General features: G+C 39.4%; 17 protein-coding genes and 1 rRNA gene. 15 read left to right on the top strand and 3 right to left on the bottom strand.

Annotated elements, in window-relative coordinates; genetic code table 11:
- Positions 1-97: 97 nt before the first annotated feature.
- The 15 genes from rrf (at position 98) to PI85_RS14675 (ending at position 15,059) form a co-directional block, all read left to right on the top strand.
- Positions 98-213 (top strand): 5S ribosomal RNA (rrf, locus tag PI85_RS14605).
- A gap of 716 nt (positions 214-929) precedes the next feature.
- Positions 930-1,547 (top strand): TetR/AcrR family transcriptional regulator, encoded by a 618-nt coding sequence (locus PI85_RS14610; RefSeq protein ID WP_036122802.1) that lies wholly within the window; start codon positions 930-932, stop codon positions 1,545-1,547.
- A 120-nt stretch (positions 1,548-1,667) separates the two neighbouring features.
- Positions 1,668-2,810: an acyl-CoA dehydrogenase gene (locus tag PI85_RS14615; RefSeq protein ID WP_036122805.1), complete on the top strand. Its 1,143-nt coding sequence runs from the start codon at positions 1,668-1,670 to the stop codon at positions 2,808-2,810.
- Positions 2,811-2,957: 147 nt separating this feature from the next.
- Positions 2,958-4,592: an AMP-binding protein gene (locus PI85_RS14620; protein WP_036122808.1), complete on the top strand. Its 1,635-nt coding sequence runs from the start codon at positions 2,958-2,960 to the stop codon at positions 4,590-4,592.
- 15 nt (positions 4,593-4,607) lie between these two features.
- The gene (locus PI85_RS14625) at positions 4,608-5,966 is read left to right on the top strand and encodes an acetyl/propionyl/methylcrotonyl-CoA carboxylase subunit alpha (protein ID WP_036122810.1); all 1,359 of its coding nucleotides are present in this window, start codon (positions 4,608-4,610) and stop codon (positions 5,964-5,966) included.
- A gap of 71 nt (positions 5,967-6,037) precedes the next feature.
- On the top strand, positions 6,038-6,250 hold the full coding sequence (locus PI85_RS14630; RefSeq protein ID WP_031418413.1) for an acetyl-CoA carboxylase biotin carboxyl carrier protein subunit: 213 nt from the start codon (positions 6,038-6,040) through the stop codon (positions 6,248-6,250).
- A 14-nt stretch (positions 6,251-6,264) separates the two neighbouring features.
- Positions 6,265-7,182, top strand: coding sequence for a hydroxymethylglutaryl-CoA lyase (locus tag PI85_RS14635; RefSeq protein WP_036122812.1), 918 nt, complete (start codon positions 6,265-6,267; stop codon positions 7,180-7,182).
- Positions 7,179-7,961, top strand: coding sequence for an enoyl-CoA hydratase (locus PI85_RS14640; RefSeq protein ID WP_036122814.1), 783 nt, complete (start codon positions 7,179-7,181; stop codon positions 7,959-7,961). The genes PI85_RS14635 and PI85_RS14640 overlap by 4 nt, the downstream gene beginning before the upstream one ends.
- Positions 7,962-8,053: 92 nt before the next feature.
- A complete protein-coding gene (locus PI85_RS14645) occupies positions 8,054-9,592 on the top strand; it encodes an acyl-CoA carboxylase subunit beta (RefSeq protein WP_036122817.1) in 1,539 nt (512 codons plus the stop codon).
- Positions 9,593-9,722: 130 nt separating this feature from the next.
- Positions 9,723-10,289, top strand: coding sequence for a VanZ family protein (locus tag PI85_RS14650; RefSeq protein ID WP_036127571.1), 567 nt, complete (start codon positions 9,723-9,725; stop codon positions 10,287-10,289).
- A gap of 325 nt (positions 10,290-10,614) precedes the next feature.
- A complete protein-coding gene (locus PI85_RS14655; protein ID WP_036122821.1) occupies positions 10,615-11,340 on the top strand; it encodes a hypothetical protein in 726 nt (241 codons plus the stop codon).
- Positions 11,341-11,364: 24 nt separating this feature from the next.
- Positions 11,365-11,856 (top strand): Cys-tRNA(Pro) deacylase, encoded by a 492-nt coding sequence (ybaK, locus tag PI85_RS14660; protein WP_036122824.1) that lies wholly within the window; start codon positions 11,365-11,367, stop codon positions 11,854-11,856.
- Between the two features lie 131 nt (positions 11,857-11,987).
- On the top strand, positions 11,988-12,623 hold the full coding sequence (locus PI85_RS14665) for a YitT family protein (RefSeq protein ID WP_036122828.1): 636 nt from the start codon (positions 11,988-11,990) through the stop codon (positions 12,621-12,623).
- 101 nt (positions 12,624-12,724) lie between these two features.
- A complete protein-coding gene (locus PI85_RS14670) occupies positions 12,725-13,801 on the top strand; it encodes a nucleotide kinase (protein ID WP_036122830.1) in 1,077 nt (358 codons plus the stop codon).
- 58 nt (positions 13,802-13,859) lie between these two features.
- Positions 13,860-15,059, top strand: a complete 1,200-nt coding sequence (locus tag PI85_RS14675) for a glycine C-acetyltransferase (RefSeq protein WP_191967796.1) — start codon at positions 13,860-13,862, stop codon at positions 15,057-15,059.
- Positions 15,060-15,217: 158 nt separating this feature from the next.
- Here the strand turns inward: PI85_RS14675 and PI85_RS14680 are convergent, their stop codons facing one another.
- The 3 genes from PI85_RS14680 to PI85_RS14690 are packed head-to-tail and all read right to left on the bottom strand — an operon-like array spanning position 15,218 to position 18,365.
- Positions 15,218-16,414, bottom strand: a complete 1,197-nt coding sequence (locus tag PI85_RS14680; RefSeq protein ID WP_036122836.1) for a CaiB/BaiF CoA-transferase family protein — start codon at positions 16,412-16,414, stop codon at positions 15,218-15,220.
- A complete protein-coding gene (locus PI85_RS14685; protein WP_036122839.1) occupies positions 16,411-17,571 on the bottom strand; it encodes an alpha-hydroxy acid oxidase in 1,161 nt (386 codons plus the stop codon). Before PI85_RS14685 ends, PI85_RS14680 begins: the two co-directional genes overlap by 4 nt.
- A gap of 14 nt (positions 17,572-17,585) precedes the next feature.
- Entirely contained in the window at positions 17,586-18,365 is a 780-nt protein-coding gene (locus PI85_RS14690; protein ID WP_036122842.1) for an enoyl-CoA hydratase/isomerase family protein, read from the bottom strand.
- Between the last annotated feature and the right edge of the window lie 5 nt (positions 18,366-18,370).

Here is an 18,370-nt window from a genome sequence, read left to right on the forward strand (position 1 = left end):
TTCAATGAACCGTTTATCCAGTTTTGAAAGAACAATCCTTTCAATAAAAAGAGCTTCAAGACACAGTTTTATGCCGTGTATTGAAAGCCGAAAATAGTCTAGTGATGATGGCAAAGAGGTCACACCCGTTCCCATACCGAACACGGAAGTTAAGCTCTTTAGCGCCGATGGTAGTTGGGGGCTTCCCCCTGTGAGAGTAGGACGTCGCTAGGCAACAAAAACAGTCAGCTGTGTGCTGGCTGTTTTTTTATTTGAACTATTAGTAAGGAAACACCCAAACATGGAAACTCTTTCTATGTAAAGGTCCTATCATTCAGATTCTTTTTAGCACAATTAAGGAGGCGGAGACTAGTAAAGGTTATTTCGGGTAGTTAAAATTTGCTTCTGAATCCATCCTTCTGGATTTGTAACAATGAATTTATAAAAAATCCAATTGAGTGTATTCTTTTCCTTACAATACTTCTTGTCCTTTTTTTAAAACGATAGGGTTAGGGTAATTAAAATGTGTTCGTTAATTACAGTGTATCTTTGCAAATTTAAATCTCTTCTTTCGTATAATTTAAGAATAAACAGTAAGTTAAGGGTATTGCCATTTAATTTGAGATTATAAATGGTTTCTTGAACAGCAGTGAAAAATGGTTTAATGATGTAAAGAGAAGAGCAAAATTTAAAAAATGTCATGAAGACGAGTGGCATAACATAAGGTATGTATGTGTTTGTGATTCTTTAAATTCTGTTTAATGTTATTTTTATGCTCGTATTAAAAGGAAAAATCTATTTGTTGCTAGACACCAAATTTTGAGAATGCTATATTTATATTGTCATAGTATTTTTATAATTAGGAAAAAATAGAATGCTTTTATAAAAGAAGTTTTTCCTGATTATAAGGAGTGATGGAGTATAGAGCTAGATGAAGGATGATAGGGCCTATGGTAAAGAAAACATTAAAGCAAAGAATTGTAGACGCTTCAGTTGAGCTGTTTCAGCAGGATGGTTATCACAATGTAACTGTTGATCGTATCGTTGAATATATAGGGGCATCAAAGGGTGGATTTTATCATAATTTTAAATCAAAAGATGAATTGCTGTATGAAATTCATGATGTCTTTATTTCGTATGTTATTCAACAATCACAGGATGCATATGACAAATACGACACGCCCATTCCACGGTTATGTGCGATGCTACAAACGCTGACACAAGTATTTGATATGTATCAAGCACATATTACAATTTTTTATGAAGAAAGTCGTTCACTCTCAGAGGAGTATAGTGAAATCATTCATAAAAAACGAGATCATTATCGGGACATCTTACAAAAAGTGATAGCAGAAGGCCAAGAAACGAAGGTTTTTCGTACAGAATTGCCTTGTACCATTGTTACGATGGCGATTGTGGGGATGATTAACTGGACATATAAATGGTTTAAGCAATCTGGGCCATTAACAATGGAGCAAATTACAGATGTTTTTACCGACATGGTATTGCGTGCGATTGTGACAGAACAAGCAATGGATGAAGCAAAGCAATTTATGATAAAGGGGTAGCCAGTAGAAAACACTGGTTTTATTATTTGCTTTTACAAACCGACTAGTCGGTATTTACTTGAAGTAAATTATCTTTGAGCTAAATCTACTATGGCAAATTTGACATTAGGGGGATTAGAAATGAATTTTGAATTAACAAAAGAGCAAGTGATGATTCGAGACATGGTACGTGATTTTGCTGAAAAAGAGATTAAACCGTATGCTCGTGAGGTTGATGAGACATCGACGATGAGAATAGAGAGCTTTAAAAAGATGGCAGAACTAGGCTTGTTGGGTATCCCATTTCCTGAGGAATATGGTGGCTCAGGTGGTGATACGGTGTCCTACGCTTTAGCTGTAGAGGAAATTGGCCGTGCATGTGGGGGCACAGGCTTAAGTTATGCAGCTGCTGTTAGCTTAGGAGCTTCGCCAATTTACAACTTTGGTACGGAGGAGCAAAAGCAGGAATTTCTTGTTCCATTGGCAAAGGGTGAGACATTAGGATCATTCGGTTTAACAGAGCCTAATGCAGGTTCAGATGCAGGCGGTACACGCACTACGGCAGTCATTGATGGAGATGATTACGTTATTAATGGAGAAAAATGCTGGATTACCAATGCAGGATACGCTCGACAAATTATTGTAACTGCGGTAACGGGTAAACGCGAGGATGGCAAAAAGATTATTTCTTCTATTATTGTGCCAACGAATACTCCAGGTGTAACGATTAATTGTAACTATGACAAAATGGGTGTCCGAGGTTCTAATACATGTGAGATTGTTTTACAAAATGTTCGCGTTCCTCGATCCAATCTATTAGGCGATGAAAAGCGAGGCTTTAGCCAGTTTTTAAACACTTTAGATGGCGGTCGTATTTCAATTGCAGCTCTTTCTGTCGGTATTGCACAGGCCGCTTATGAGAAGGCACTGAAGTTCGCAAAAGAACGCGAGCAATTTGGTGCACCTATTTCGAAGCTACAGGCGATCCAATTTAAATTAGCAGATATGGCGATGGAAATAGAGCTTGCTCGTACGCTTGTACATAAAGCGGCATGGCTAAAAGATCAAAAGAAACCATTTGGTAAAGAAGCGGCAATGGCTAAATTATTTGCTTCTGAAATGGGCTTCCGTACATGTAATCAAGCCATTCAAATTCATGGAGGTTCTGGATATATGAAAGAATACGATGTAGAACGTCATTTACGTGATATTAAATTAATGGAAATTGGTGAAGGAACATCTGAAATTCAGCGTCTTGTTATTTCTCGTTTAATTGGCTGTTAATGATTTTCAACACATTGTGTCCGGGAGCAGCTTTGTGCTGCATAGAGCACTTCTTTCTGATACCGAGACACCTGCTGAAAAGTAGCTTAAATCCGCATTCATCTCATTGCTGAAAGAAGTTTAATAGCATAAACAAGGGGGATCTTCATGGCAGAACTTGTGTATCAAACAATTGGTCAATTGCTAGATGAACAATCTAAAAAGTACCCGCAGAACGAGGCTTTGGTCTATGCTGATAGAAATTTACGAATGACTTATGAGCAACTAAATTGTCAAGCGCGATTGGTAGCAAGGGGCTTAATGGCTTTAGGAATTGAAAAAGGAGACCATATTGCTGTATGGACGACCAATGTTCCTGAGTGGGTACAGCTTCAATTTGGTACAGGGAAAATGGGAGCTCCAATCGTTACGGTAAACACTAATTATCGAGCTAGTGAATTGGAGTATCTATTAAAGCAGTCTGATGCCAAAACGATATTTTTAATTGAAAATTATCGAGACCATTCTTTTATCCATACACTTCAAGAGTTATGTCCGGAGCTTGAACATTGTGCACCAGGTAATTTGCAATCAAAGCGACTACCTTTATTAAAAAATGTTATTTTAATCGGCGAGACTAAGTATCCCGGTGTATTAAATTGGTCCGATGTAGTAGCAGCGGCTGATCAGGTGACCGAGGAACAATTAGAACAAAGAGAGCAATCTCTTCATTATGATGATGTGATTAATATTCAATATACGTCTGGTACAACAGGTTTTCCTAAAGGTGTGATGCTTACACATTTTAACTTAGTGAACAATGCGGTCAACATTGCAGAGTGTATGCGGTTAACAGCAGAGGATCGCCTCTGCATACCTGTTCCATTTTTCCATTGTTTTGGCTGTGTTATCGGAACATTAGCAATTACAACTAGTGGTGGAACGATGGTGCCAGTACAAGAATTTTCACCTGAAGAGGTGCTAAGGACGGTTCAGCAAGAAAAGTGCACAGCATTACATGGCGTACCAACGATGTTCATTAGTGAGCTTAATTTACCGAATTTTGAGTCTTTCAATCTTTCAACTCTACGGACAGGAGTCATGGCGGGCTCTAATTGTCCGATAGAGGTAATGAAAGCAGTCATTGAGAAAATGGGTATGACAGATATTACGATTTGCTATGGTCAAACAGAATCATCCCCAGTTATTACGCAAACGAGAACTGATGACCCGTTAGCATTAAAGGTGGAGACGGTTGGCCGTGCCTTACCAAACTTAGAGGCGAAAATTGTAGTTCCTGGGACAAACGAGGAAGCACCTACAAATGAACAAGGCGAGCTATGTACAAGAGGCTACCATGTAATGAAAGGCTACTATAAAAACCAAGAAGAAACCGATCTTGCCATTGATCAAGATGGCTGGCTGCATACGGGTGATTTGGCAACGATGGATGAAGCGGGCTATGTGCGTGTAACGGGTCGTTTAAAAGATATGATTATTCGCGGTGGTGAAAATTTATATCCTCGTGAAATGGAAGAGTTTCTTTATACACATCCGAAGATATCAGATGTTCAGGTTGCTGGGGTTCCTGATCCTGTGTATGGGGAGGAAGCGGCAGCTTGGATTATATTAAGAGAAGGTGAGCAGGCAACAGAAGAGGAGATTCGAGAATATTGTCGGGATAAAATCTCTAGACATAAAATCCCAAAACATATTTTCTTTATCGATCATTATCCAATGACTGCTTCAGGGAAGGTTCAAAAATATAAATTACGAGAAGATTTTGTCATGACCGTCAGATAAGGAGGGGCAGTAAATATGTTCAATAAAGTATTAATTGCAAATCGTGGGGAGATTGCTAGACGTATTATCAGAACATGCAGGCGCCTAAATATTCATACGGTTGCTATTTATTCTGAGGCAGATGCTGAAAGCTTACATGTGAAGGATGCAGATGAGGCGTATTGTGTAGGGAAACCACCTGTAGCACAAAGCTATTTAAATATAGAACGTATTCTAGAAATTGCACTAGAAAATGGCGTCGAGGCTGTTCATCCTGGCTATGGGCTACTATCAGAACATGCAGAGTTTGCAAAGCGCTGTGAAGAGGAAGGTTTAATTTTTATTGGACCAAGTGCTGATGTTATTGCATCAATGGGAAGTAAATTAGAGGCACGTAAAACAATGAAAGCTGCAGGTGTTCCCATTGTAGAGGGTGTAGAGACACCTGTAAAGGATGCAGAAGAAGCTACTGAAATCGCTGAACGTTTAGGCTATCCAATTATGTTAAAGGCATCGGCAGGCGGTGGCGGTATCGGTATGCAACTTGTTGAAAATGCAGAGGAACTAGCAAAAGCATTTGAGGGAAATCAAAAACGTGCACAGTCATTTTTCGGTGATGGCACGATGTACATGGAGAGATTTATTGCTAGCCCTCACCATGTTGAAGTACAAATTATTGCCGATCATCAAGGCAATGTGGTTCCGTTATTTGAACGTGAATGTTCGATCCAACGAAGAAATCAAAAAGTAGTAGAAGAAGCACCATCACCATTCATTTCACAGGAGACAAGAGATAAGATGCTAGAAGCGTCAGTGAAAGCGGCGAAGCATATTGGCTATATCAACGCTGGAACGATCGAGTATTTGGTAGATGAGGATCAAAACTTTTATTTCTTAGAAATGAATACAAGATTACAAGTAGAGCATCCTGTGACAGAGGAAATTACGAAACTTGATTTAGTAGAGGAGCAATTAAAAATCGCTGCACAGCAACCCCTTTCATTTACAAAAGAAAGTATTACGAAACAGGGTCATGCGATTGAAGTGCGTATATACGCTGAAAACCCTTCTACATTTTTCCCGTCTCCTGGTACGATAACAGCTCTAGAATTACCAACAGGCGAAGGAGTTCGACATGAGTGTGGTGTAGAGGCAGGTTCAGCAGTTACACCATTTTATGATCCAATGATCAGTAAATTAGTAGTGTGGGGAGAAACAAGGGACATTGCCTGTGAAAGATTAATCCAAGCACTGAAAGCATATAAAGTGGAGGGTATTCAAACGAATATTCCGATGCTGCTAAAAACTGTTACACATGAACAGTTTTTAAAAGGCTATACGACTACAAAATTTGTCGAACAATTTTATTTACCACAATTAGCAGAGTCAAAGTAAGTATTGAAGAGCATTCGCGCTTCATAGAGAGGGCGAATGCATAATTAATTTAAAAGTAGGAGTGACTGATTATGGCAACAGTAAAAGCAAGCATGGCAGGTACAGTATGGAAAATCGTCGTAGCAGAAGGTGAGAAAGTAACGGCAGGTCAAGATGTAGCTATTTTAGAATCAATGAAAATGGAAATTCCGATTGCAGCAGAAGAAGATGGTGTGGTAACAAAAATTATCGCCAATGAAGGAGATTTCATTAACGTTGATGATGATATTTTAGAAATTGAATAAGAGGAGGCCTCTTAATGCAGCTACCTAAGCATGTCGTAATGAAAGAAGTCGGTCCCCGTGATGGTTTACAAAATGAAAAAACACATATTACAACAGCAGATAAAATACAATTAGTGAATTTGTTAAGCCAAACTGGATTAAATTACATCGAGGTGACTTCATTTGTACATCCGAAATGGATTCCACAGTTGGCGGATGCGGTCGAGGTTCTTCAAGCCATTAAAAGGAACAAGGATATTACTTATGCAGCACTTGTACCTAATATGCGTGGCCTAGAAAGGGCGTTACAGGCTGGAGTAGATGAAGTAAGTATATTTATGTCTGCTAGTGAAAGTCATAACCAAAGTAATATTAACAAAACCATAGACGAAACATTTCCTATTTTAGAGGAAGTAGTATTAGGAGCTAAGGCGTCAAAGAAAAAGGTTCGAGGCTATATCTCCACAGTTCTTGGTTGTCCCTATGAAGGATATATACATCCTGATAAAGTACTGCGTGTTACAGATAAATTATTGGAAATGGGTGTAACAGAGATCTCACTTGGTGACACGATTGGCGTGGGTGTACCAACTCAAGTTGAGCTTCTTTTAGAGGAACTATTAAAAAGATATTCCGCAAATAATTTTGCTATGCATTTTCATGATACACGTGGCACGGCGCTGGCTAACATTATGAAATCTTTAGAGATGGGTGTAACCAAATTTGATAGTGCGCTTGGTGGTTTAGGGGGCTGTCCATATGCTAAAGGGGCTTCAGGTAATGTAGCTACCGAAGATTTATTATATTTATTTGATGAAATGGGCATTCAAACTGGTGTAGATCGACAAAAAATAGTAGAGGCTGCACTCTTTATTGAACAGAAATTAGGCAAAGCTGTAGCTTCAAAACAAATGGCGATTGTCCGTAATGAAAGGAGTGCGAATCCATTATGACTCAACTTGTTCGCTTTGAATTACTAGAGGGAAGTATTGGACTTATTACCCTTTTAAGACCAGAGGCTGCGAACGCGATGTCTGTACAGTTACTACGAGAGTTATCTGATACGCTGGATCAAATCAACGGAGATCCGACAGTGCGAGTAGTCTTACTAACAGGTGCTGGAGAAAAAGCATTCTGTGCTGGTGCTGATTTAAAAGAACGTAAAGGTATGTCCGATCGACAAGTGAAGCAAATCGTGCAGTTGATTGGTGCCACAGTGGCAAAAGTGGAGACACTCGCTCAGCCTGTCATTGCTGTGCTAAATGGAGTAGCCTTTGGTGGCGGTCTAGAATTAGCTTTAGCTTGCGATTTACGTGTCGCAGCAGCACATGTTAAGTTAGGTCTCACTGAAACCTCTCTCGGCATTATTCCAGGGGCAGGAGGAACGCAACGACTTCCGCGACTAATTGGTCTTGGGAAGGCAAAGGAATTAATTTATACAGCGCGTCGCTTAAATGCTGAGGAAGCTAAAAATTATGGCATCGTTGAATATGTTCATGAGACACATGAGGTAATGGAAAGGGCACAGCAGCTTGCTCTAGAAATGGCAAAAAATGCACCATTATCGTTAGTACAGGCTAAAGTGGCTATGAATCAGGGTGTTGAGGTAGATTTAGCTACCGGTTTAAAAATTGAATCACTTGCATATAGTGCACTGATCCCTACAGAGGACCGATTAGAGGGACTACTAGCCTTCCAAGAGAAGCGAGCACCACATTATTCAGGAAAATAAAGAAGAGAATCCAATCAGATTAATCACACTGACGGAAATCTAAGCGCATTCTCATTGATTTTTTGGCGCATTGGCAAAGGGAGGAATAAAACATGAGCAATATTTCAACAGAAAACACGCCACCTACAATGAAAGATAAAATTCTTTCTGGTGGTTTACCAAAATATCATGACAAAAATGCACAGCAAGGGAAGCTATTTGTACGTGAACGTCTTGAATTATTATTAGATGATGGTCTTCAATCAGAGGATGGCCTTTATGCAAACTGTTTGGCAGGCGATTTACCTGCTGATGGTGTTGTCACAGGGATTGGTAAAATTCATGGTCGTACCGTTTGTGTTTTAGCGAATGACTCAACGATTAAAGCAGGGTCATGGGGAAAACGTACGGTTGAAAAGATGATTCGTATTCAAGAAACTGCAGAAAAACTTAACTGTCCATTACTATATTTAGTTGATTCAGCAGGTGCACGTATTACAGATCAGCTAGAAATGTTCCCAGGTAGAAGAGGTGCAGGTCGCATTTTCTACAACCAAGTCAAGTTATCAGGTAAAGTACCACAAATTTGTCTACTATTCGGACCGTCTGCGGCAGGCGGTGCCTACATCCCTGCATTTTGTGATATCGTTGTCATGGTTGAAGGGAACGCATCTATGTATTTAGGATCTCCTCGTATGGCTGAAATGGTTATTGGAGAGAAAGTAGATTTAGAAACAATGGGTGGCGCAAAAATGCACTGTTCAGTTTCCGGCTGTGGAGATGTGCTAGCCAAAACAGAACAAGAGGCCATTGCCTATGCTCGTAAATATTTAGGCTATTTCCCTAATAACTATGCAGAACGTAGCAAAGTAGAGGCACCTAAACCACCAGCTACATTCGATAAATCGATTGAGGAATTGATACCACAAAACCAAAACGTTCCTTTTGATATGTATAAGTTAATTGAACGTATTATTGATGAAGATTCGTTTTGTGAAGTGAAGAAATTATTTGCACCGGAATTAATTACTGGTCTTGCACGTATTAAGGGGCAATCAGTAGGGATTATCGCGAATCAACCGCGCGTTAAGGGAGGCGTATTATTCCACGATTCTGCAGATAAAGCGGCCAAGTTCATCTCTCTTTGTGATGCTTTCAATATACCGCTTCTATTCTTGGCGGACGTCCCAGGCTTTATGATCGGCACACAGGTCGAGAAAGCTGGTATTATCCGTCATGGCGCAAAAATGATCTTTGCTATGAGTGAAGCAACTGTTCCAAAGCTAACGGTTATTGTTCGTAAAGCATATGGTGCTGGCTTATATGCTATGGCTGGTCCTGCCTTTGAGCCAGACTGCTGTATCGCATTATCAAATGCTCAAATTGCAGTAATGGGTCCAGAAGCTGCAGTCAATGCAGTTTATGCAAATAAAATTGCCGAGCTTCCGAAAGAGGAGCAAGCAAGCTTTATAGCTGAAAAACGAAAAGAGTACCAAGAAGAGATTGATGTGTATCGATTAGCATCAGAATTAATTATAGATGATGTCATTGAGCCAAATGATTTACGGAAGGTGCTTGAAAATCGTTTAGAGCTTTACATGTCAAAATACTTACTTTTCTCACAACGTAAGCATGGGGTAAATCCAGTATAAATACTTATGGGAAGGCTGTCTCTCTGTCAGGAGGCAGTCTTTTTAGTCGATAAATAGTTAACAGCTACTTGCATGGTCTTAAGGAGCATATTAAAATATGGGAAGGAATAAAGGGAAGCGGGTGTTTAGCATGTCAAAAAACAACATAACGGATGTTCAAGGTAATGCCAAGCTCCCATTACCATACCGAGATGTTATTGATACATATTATTTACCAATAAAAATAGTGGGTTGGATGTTATTTAGCATCTATTCTTGCTTGGCTTTTTATAAATTGGTCATCGATCGTTTAGTTAATGTAGTCGTTGTGTTATGGGAAGGTGATTATTCCGTCGGTGACTTAGGGCTGTTTGATTACAGTAGTTGGCGATTAACTACTAATTTTATCCCCTTTGAAACGATTTTCCGTTATATAAACTACTCTCAATATTTTAATTGGGATACGATAATTATTAACTTACTTGGTAATTTATTAATTTTCACCCCTATGGGCTTTTTACTGCCATTACTATCGAAGAAATTCCGCAAAGCAGGCGTTATACTTTGCTTAGGCTTTTTTGCCAGCCTTAGTGTGGAAACGATCCAATTTATTTTTACAGTAGGATCTGCGGATATTGATGATTTAATTTTAAATACTATTGGTGCATGGCTCGGTTATTTAGCTTATAAGTGCCTATTGATTACACCGAAAAAATAAGAAAGCAGCCGGTTTATATAGAGGCTGTTTTTTTTATTTATTAACACTATTTATTTCGTGCGAATGGTAGTAATTTTTATTGAAATCGAAATGAAAGTACTAAAGGACTGAGGCATATATTCTTTGGGATTAGGTATTTATATCTAAAAATGATATTAATCTCTACCCCTTTAGGTGGTTAGTAGTCATTTATGCTTGAATTTAATAATGAAAATTCCGATAATAAGAGTACAGAAGCTGTTTCGAAGGAATAGATATAGTGATAAAAAATGTTCATATCTAGTAACAAAATAGCATATGAACATAGAAGGATGAGGTGAAAACTATGAAAATATATAATTCAATGGAGCAAGAGAGATTATCATCACCATTTAATCGAAAAAAGTTCTTGCAGCGTAAAGAAGCGGGAGATGCATATCGAAAAAATGCAATGTATTTTCAACCAAAGAAAAATCCTTTATTGCTTGAGCTTGAAAATCTACTATTAGGACGCACAGATCAAGATTTATATGAGCAACAACAGGAAGATGCGGAAGTAGTAACACCCCAACAGCAGGCCATTATGGAAGATTTACAGCAAACTTCAAAGAATGTTCATGCACATGAGCAAGCTTATAAATGGGCAAGTGGTCATCATGACGGATCACCTGTTGTAAATAATCCAGATATGAATGACACATTACAGGTTTTAGAGCAGGTGCGAAATGCAGCATTATCACCGTCAAAGCCTTCTGCTCAAGATATACGTTTAGCAGAAAACGTGGATGCTCAAATTCAGCATATTTTACATGAAGCCAACTCTACCGTTGAGGCAATAGATGAGCAGAACCAACCTTTTGACAATGAGGTGACTACAGTAAAGGTTCCTGAACGTTTCTCGAAGGAATTGAAATTGGACCCATTTGCAGATACAATTTTCGGTAAGAGCCATGATGCTGCTTTCAAATTGAGAGCCTTCAAACAGGCAACTGAAAAGTATGCAGCACATGTTCAAATGACGAAAAATGGCTATCATCCAGGTAATGATTCTATGTTCTCTTTGATAGCCTAATGTTGTAGATAGGAGATTACGGTTATGGCGAAGGCAAAGCATGCCAAAACAAATGCGATAAGATTATTAGAGCAGCAAAAAATCCAATTCGATGTGATTGAGTATGAAATTGGCGACGGTCAAGTGGATGGTGTGTCTGTTGCCGAAAAAATTGGTCAGCCGGTTGCTCGTGTTTTTAAAACATTAGTAGCAAAGGCAAGTGCCCAAAAGCTCTTTGTATTTGTTATTCCAGTGGCTGGGGAGCTGGATTTAAAGGCTGCCGCAAAGGTAGTTGGAGAAAAGAAGATTGATATGCTACCTGTAAAAGATTTACTTAGTTATACAGGATATGTCCGTGGTGGATGCTCGCCGGTAGGCATGAAAAAATTATATCCTACGGTCATCGATGAAACTGCTCAAGAACAAGGCTGTATTATTGTAAGTGCAGGGAAAATAGGCATGCAAATTCATGTTCAACTTAATGATTTGAAGAATATTACAAAGGCCCAGCTTGCGCCAATTACAACTACCCATTAGTAAAATCGGGTAGTTTTTTATTTTCACAGAATACGGTCATTTATCCCTCCATTCATAAGCACGTTTTCACGTTATTTGCAGAAAATATGATACAGTAAGAGCATTATCAAACATAAAGAGAGGGATAGGGAATGCGCAAAATAATGGGGTGGCGCTGGACATTTTTTATTGGTGGCTTGATTGTGATGTCACTGGGTATTACGATGTCCATTAAAGGGAAAATAGTTGGAACAAGTCCTTGGGATGTCTTGCATGTAGGATTATTTCAAAACTTCGGATTAACGATTGGTACATGGTCTATATTAACAGGTCTTTTTATTGTCGCATCAACATCGATTGTTTTACAAACATGGCCCAAAATTGGTACATGGCTGAACATGCTACTAATCGGTTCATTCATCGATGTATTTAACTGGTTATTGCCTTCAACAGATGTATATGGTCTACAAATTACATATTTTATTATTGGTTTATTTGTTTTAAGCTTTGGCTGTGGTATGTATATTGCTCCAAATATGGGAGCAGGCCCTCGTGATACATTAATGATGATACTCGTCGAAAAATTTGGCGGATCTATTAAAACTGCCAGAATGGGTATTGAAGTTCTAGTGACCATTGTAGGGTGGCTACTAGGTGGGCCAGTTGGAGTGGGAACAGTATTAATTGCATTAACTTCAGGATATATTGTGCAATATTCATTACCTTATTGCCGCAAAGTATTAATGAAATGTATTGGCCATATAGAAGACATGAAGCCTTTTTATTAAACTATAAAGCTACTTTTATCTGTTAAGGATAGGGGTAGCTTTTCATCTTTTTTAGTGTTCCTTCATATAATGCAAGGCAGAAACAAAAGGAGGAACGACATTTGAACGGAAATGTGACGTATTATTTTGGACACGCATTGACTGGGCAAGGTGTGAAACATTTATATAAAGAAATGATGGAGGAAGCGGAGTTAGTTTATTTTTTACAAGGTGCCTCTACATCTAAAGGATCAGAGCTGTTGAAGGAGCTGGGTTATTTTTATGTTAAACAAGGCTTTGCTGTCGAATGGTTTAAGCACGCATTATTAGAGGAAGTAGTCGAGGCTGTTTATGTAAAGGGTTGTAATAGACTGTATGTCTGGGCATCAGAATGGGATATTGAGCCAACATTGCTTGGGACGAAACATCGTGTTATGTCTTTTTATGATTGCTTGGAGGATGCCCAGCTTGAGAAAATTGGAGAGCAACTGGCAAATGCAGTACAGGAACGTACAGCTTGGCGTGATAAATGTATTGCCAAGCTAAATCATGCTATCAAACTCCACGATGATTGGGAGGTTGTGACGCAAAGCTGCATGAATTGGCAGGCATTAAATGAACAGGTGGAAAATTTAAAATTGGAAGTCTTCCAATCTATAGTTTTAAATAAAACAGGTGAACGAACACATCGTTTACTTGGAACGTTAACGCCTAGAGGGGCAGAAAATACAGTTGAAAGCATCACAAAAAATATATCGACAAGATTAATGATTAAAGGCAAACCGGGTACGGGCAAATCCTCCTTGATGAAAGGCTTAGCAGATGAGGCGAATGCAAGAGGATTGGATGCCCAAATTGTATGGTGTGGCTTAGATGCAGGATCTGTCGATATGGTCATTATCCCAGAACTAAATTTCTGTATTTTTGATAGTACGGAACCTCATATTTTTGATCCACAGGATGGTCGATTAGGCGATAAGATATTTGATATTGGGCAACATTGTGCGCTTACGGAAGAGGCGGAATTAGCAATAGCGGAAGTACGAGCGCGCTATAAAGAAGCCATGCAAGATGCGATGGGCTATTCAAAGCGTTATGCAGAAGCAGAATATACAGTGCGACGTTTATTGGATCATTGCCTATCCGCCTCTTTATGGCGAGAAAAAACAGCGTCATTATTCGAAAGATTAACAAAATAATTTAGCTAAAGGCTTGCTTGTGCTAAACTAGGAGCTAGAACTGTTTTCCTAGGAAAGGATGATACGCTTGTCAAAAGTATTGAATGCATTTTTAGACGAAAACCTACAAGCCTTACATGAACAAGGCTTATACAATGAAATTGATCCAGTAGAGGGTGCAAATGGCCCGATTATTCAGGTACGTGGCAAAAATCTTGTTAACTTATCTTCTAACAATTATCTAGGCCTAGCAACTAATGAAGAATTAAAGCGTATTGCCAAAGAAACGATTGAAAAATACGGTGTTGGAGCAGGTGCTGTTCGTACTATTAACGGGACGCTTGACTTACACGTTAAATTAGAGGAAAAGCTTGCTGAATTTAAAGGAACAGAAGCAGCTATTTCTTATCAATCTGGCTTTAATTGTAATATGGCAGCTATTTCTGCTGTTATGGATAAAAACGATGCAATTCTTTCGGATCAATTAAACCATGCCTCTATTATTGACGGTTGTCGTTTATCAAAGGCGAAAATCATTCCGTTTAATCACTCAGATATGGATGATTTACGTGCTAAGGCAAAAGCGGCAAAAGAATCTGGATTATACAATAAAGTGATGGTTATTACGGATGGTGTATTCTCAATGGATGGCGATATCGCCAAATTGCCAGAAATTGTAGAAATTGCCAAAGAGTTTGATTTAATTACTTATGTTGATGATGCACATGGTTCGGGTGTAACAGGTAAAGGTAAAGGAACTGTGAAGCACTTCGGACTAGAAAAAGAGATTGACTTCCAAATTGGTACACTATCCAAAGCAATTGGTGTCGTGGGTGGCTATGTAGCTGGGAAGAAGAACTTAATTGATTGGTTAAAAGTTCGCTCACGTCCATTCTTGTTCTCAACAGCTCTACCACCAGGTGATGTGGCCGCCATTACAGCTGCTGTACAAATGCTAATTGATTCTACAGAGCTTCACGATAAGCTGTGGGATAATGGTAACTATTTAAAAGCGGGACTAGAGAAGCTTGGCTTTAATATTGGTGAATCAGAAACACCAATTACTCCATGTATTATTGGAGATGAAAAGCTGACACAAGAATTTTCAAAACGCTTATTTGAAGAAGGCGTTTATGCAAAATCAATCGTATTCCCAACCGTTCCTAAAGGTACAGGTCGCGTGCGTAATATGCCAACAGCAGCTCATACAAAAGAAATGCTTGATGATGCGTTAGGTATTTACGAGAAAGTTGGTCGTGAATTAGGTGTAATTCAATAATACGAAAAGGCTACCTTCGTTGTGGAGGTAGCCTTTTCGATTACAATGAAAACGGGCGCTTCATTCCAATCAAATTCTATGAAGTGACTGATAGCCTGAGGAAAGTGACGGACAGCCCGCCAAAAAGTAATCGATAGCTTGTCAAAATAAAGGGCTTCTTATTTTGAGCGTATTACATTTGCTTTTTTTAGCTGCTGAACTTCATGATCAGTGATGTTTAAGGCCTGCAAAATTTCTTCATTATGCTGTCCTAAAGTTGGCGCTGCACTTGTTAATTGACCCGGCGTTCCTGAGAATTTTGCTGGGAAACCTAGTGTTCTCATGGGACCAGCAGTTGGATGGTCATAGGACAAGACCATACCACGCTCTAAAATATGGGGATCATTTAAGGTTTGGTCATAGGAATAGATAGGGCTGGATGGTACGCCGTGTTCATCTAAAAGCTCCAGCCAGTAGGTTGCTGGATGTTTCTCTAATTCACTTTCAATTTCTGCCTCTAACGCCTTTACATGCTGAGCACGTGAATAGTTAGTAATAAAGAGGGGATTGTCTAACCAATCAGGTCGTTCGACAACCTTTGTCGCAAAAATTTCCCATAACTTTTGATTGCCAGCACCTATTAAAATATAGTCATCCTGTGTTTTAAAGCCTTGATAGGGTGCGGAAACTCGATGGGCAGTTCCTGTTCGCTCGGGTAATTCGCCTTGACCAAAGTAGGCAGCGGCCTCCCAAACAGTCCAAGCAAGCCCAGACTCTACTAAAGAAACATCGATATATTGCCCCTCACCACTTCGCAGCTTATAAATATAGGCCATTAAAATAGATTGTAAGGCCGTTTGGGCAGCGGCAATATCATTGACAGCAAAGCCAACTTTTACAGGTCGACCCTGAGGTTCTCCAGTCATATGCATTAAGCCACTTAGACCTTGTGCCATAATATCATAGCCACCTTTTTGGCTATAAGGACCCGTTTGTCCATAGCCAGAAATAGAGCAGTAAATGAGTCCTGGATTAAGGGCTTTTAAAGTATCATAATCAATCCCTAGCTTTTTCGTAATACCTGGTCGATAGTTTTCCACAAGTACATCAACAGATTGGATAAGCTCTTTGAATAAAGCCAAGCCCTCTGGCGTTTTTAAATTTAGACATACACCTTTTTTATTGCGATTAACCATCATATACATATGACTTTCTTCATGAACGAACGGGCCCATTGCTCGGGTGTCGTCTCCATTTGGATATTTCTCAATTTTAATAACTTCTGCGCCCATATCAGCTAAGACCATTGTGCAATAAGGTCCCGCTAATACTTGTGATAAATCAACAACTTTTAATCCCTCTAATGCCTGTTTCATTTAACCTCAGTCCCATCATTTTTGACTAATGTAATCGTACGTAACCCTTCGATGGAGGTTGTGCCTGCTAATGCAATAGAAACCTTTAATTCATCATAGATATTTGTCATCACTTTTTCGGCACCTTGTTGTCCTTCAAGGGCTAAGCCATAGACGAAGGGACGCCCAATTGCTACGGCATCAGCTCCTAAAGCAAGTGCTTTTAAGGCATCCATCCCGCGATATACACCACTATCTAAAATTATAGGGATTTGTCCATTGACAGCACTCACGATGGCGGGGAGGGCATCAAGTGAACCAATAACACCATCTAATTGTCGGCCGCCATGGTTCGATACGATAATCCCGTCAATCCCATTTTCAAGGGCTAGCTTTGCATCTTCAGGATGTAAAATTCCCTTTAATAATATAGGAAGATTTGTACGTCGTTTTAATTCACGAACATGCTCCCAATTGAGTGTAGGGTGGAAGACATTTTGCAAGACGCCTTGTACATACGATTCAAATGAATCATTAGGCAAAGAAGCCATAAAGACAGGATCATTTATGTAATTTCCTTTTGCGTAGCCTAGCTTTAATGGTGAAAATTGATTGCGTACATCTTCTTCTCGCCATCCAAGCATTACTGTATCGACTGTTAAAACAATTGCTTCAAAGCCTGCTGACTCTGCTCGTGCGGCCATACTAAATGCAATTTCCTCATTTGTAGACCAATACAATTGGAACCATTTTGTTGCTGAAGGGGCAGCTTCGGCAACATCTTCGAGTGCATAGGTGGAGACTGTGCTTTGAATATATGGCATATTTAATTGCTGGGCAGCGCGTACAGCGGCAAGTTCACCTTCCTCGTGAACCATTCCGTTCATGCCGACAGGGGAAAAGAGCAATGGCGTTGGATATGTTTTCCCGAACAAATTAATGGATGTATGAACGTTTGAAACATCATTTAAGAAGCGGGGAACTATGGAGTATTTTTCAAAAGCTGAACGATTATTACGTAATGTTTGTTCACCGCCAGCACCTGAGCGAATGTAGCCGAATGGCCCAGCTGGAATTTTTTCCGCTACTGCTTTTTCTAAATCTGCAAAGCAAATGGGGAAGGGGGCTTGGGCAGTGATATTTTTTAAGAGTAGGTCACCATCAGTTGTATTAGTCATCGTTACTACCTCACTTATTTATTGAAAATAGGCTTTCTTTTATTTAAAAAAGCTTGAATACCTTCGTTATAATCATCAGAACTAAATGAATCGAGAATTAATTGAGCCAGTTCATCACTCTCTTCATTTTCTCCATCCACAATAGCCTGAATTATTTTTTTACTACCTGCATTGGCAATAGATGATTTATTTAAAAGATGCTCAGCAAATTGCATAGTACCATTTTCAATTTCCTGCGGCTCATGAAGGGCAGTAATCAAACCAATGCTTTTGCCTTCCTCTGCTGTAAAAATGTTTGCTGTGTATAAAATCTCTTTAGCCTTCGCGACACCAACAATATTAATAAGACGTTTAGTGCTTTCAAGATTATAGACAATCCCAATGTTCGCAGCGGTAATGCCAAGCTTACTCTTTGGTGTCGCCAATCTAAAGTCACAAGCATTGGCTAACTCTAAGCCGCCCCCAATCGCTAAACCCTGAATCATGGCAATCGTAGGATGCGGGAATTTATAGAGGGCATCAATGGCCTTTAAAGCTAGATCATTATAGGCTTTAGCATTATCCGCAGCATAACGAATATCTAAAAACTCACTAATATCAGCACCCGAGGAAAAGGCGACTTCATTGACACCACGCACAATTAATAGCTTGATAGACGTCTCTGTACGTAACTGTTCTAGCTCGTCTATGATGGCTTGGAACATTGCTCTCGATAAAGAATTTCGTTTGTCAGGACGGTTTAACACTAGCGTTGCGATATAGCCGTTTTTCTCTACATAAATCTCAGTTGACATGGATA

It is taken from the genome of Lysinibacillus sp. A1 (assembly GCF_000801965.1).
Taxonomy (GTDB): Bacteria; Bacillota; Bacilli; order Bacillales_A; family Planococcaceae; genus Lysinibacillus; species Lysinibacillus fusiformis.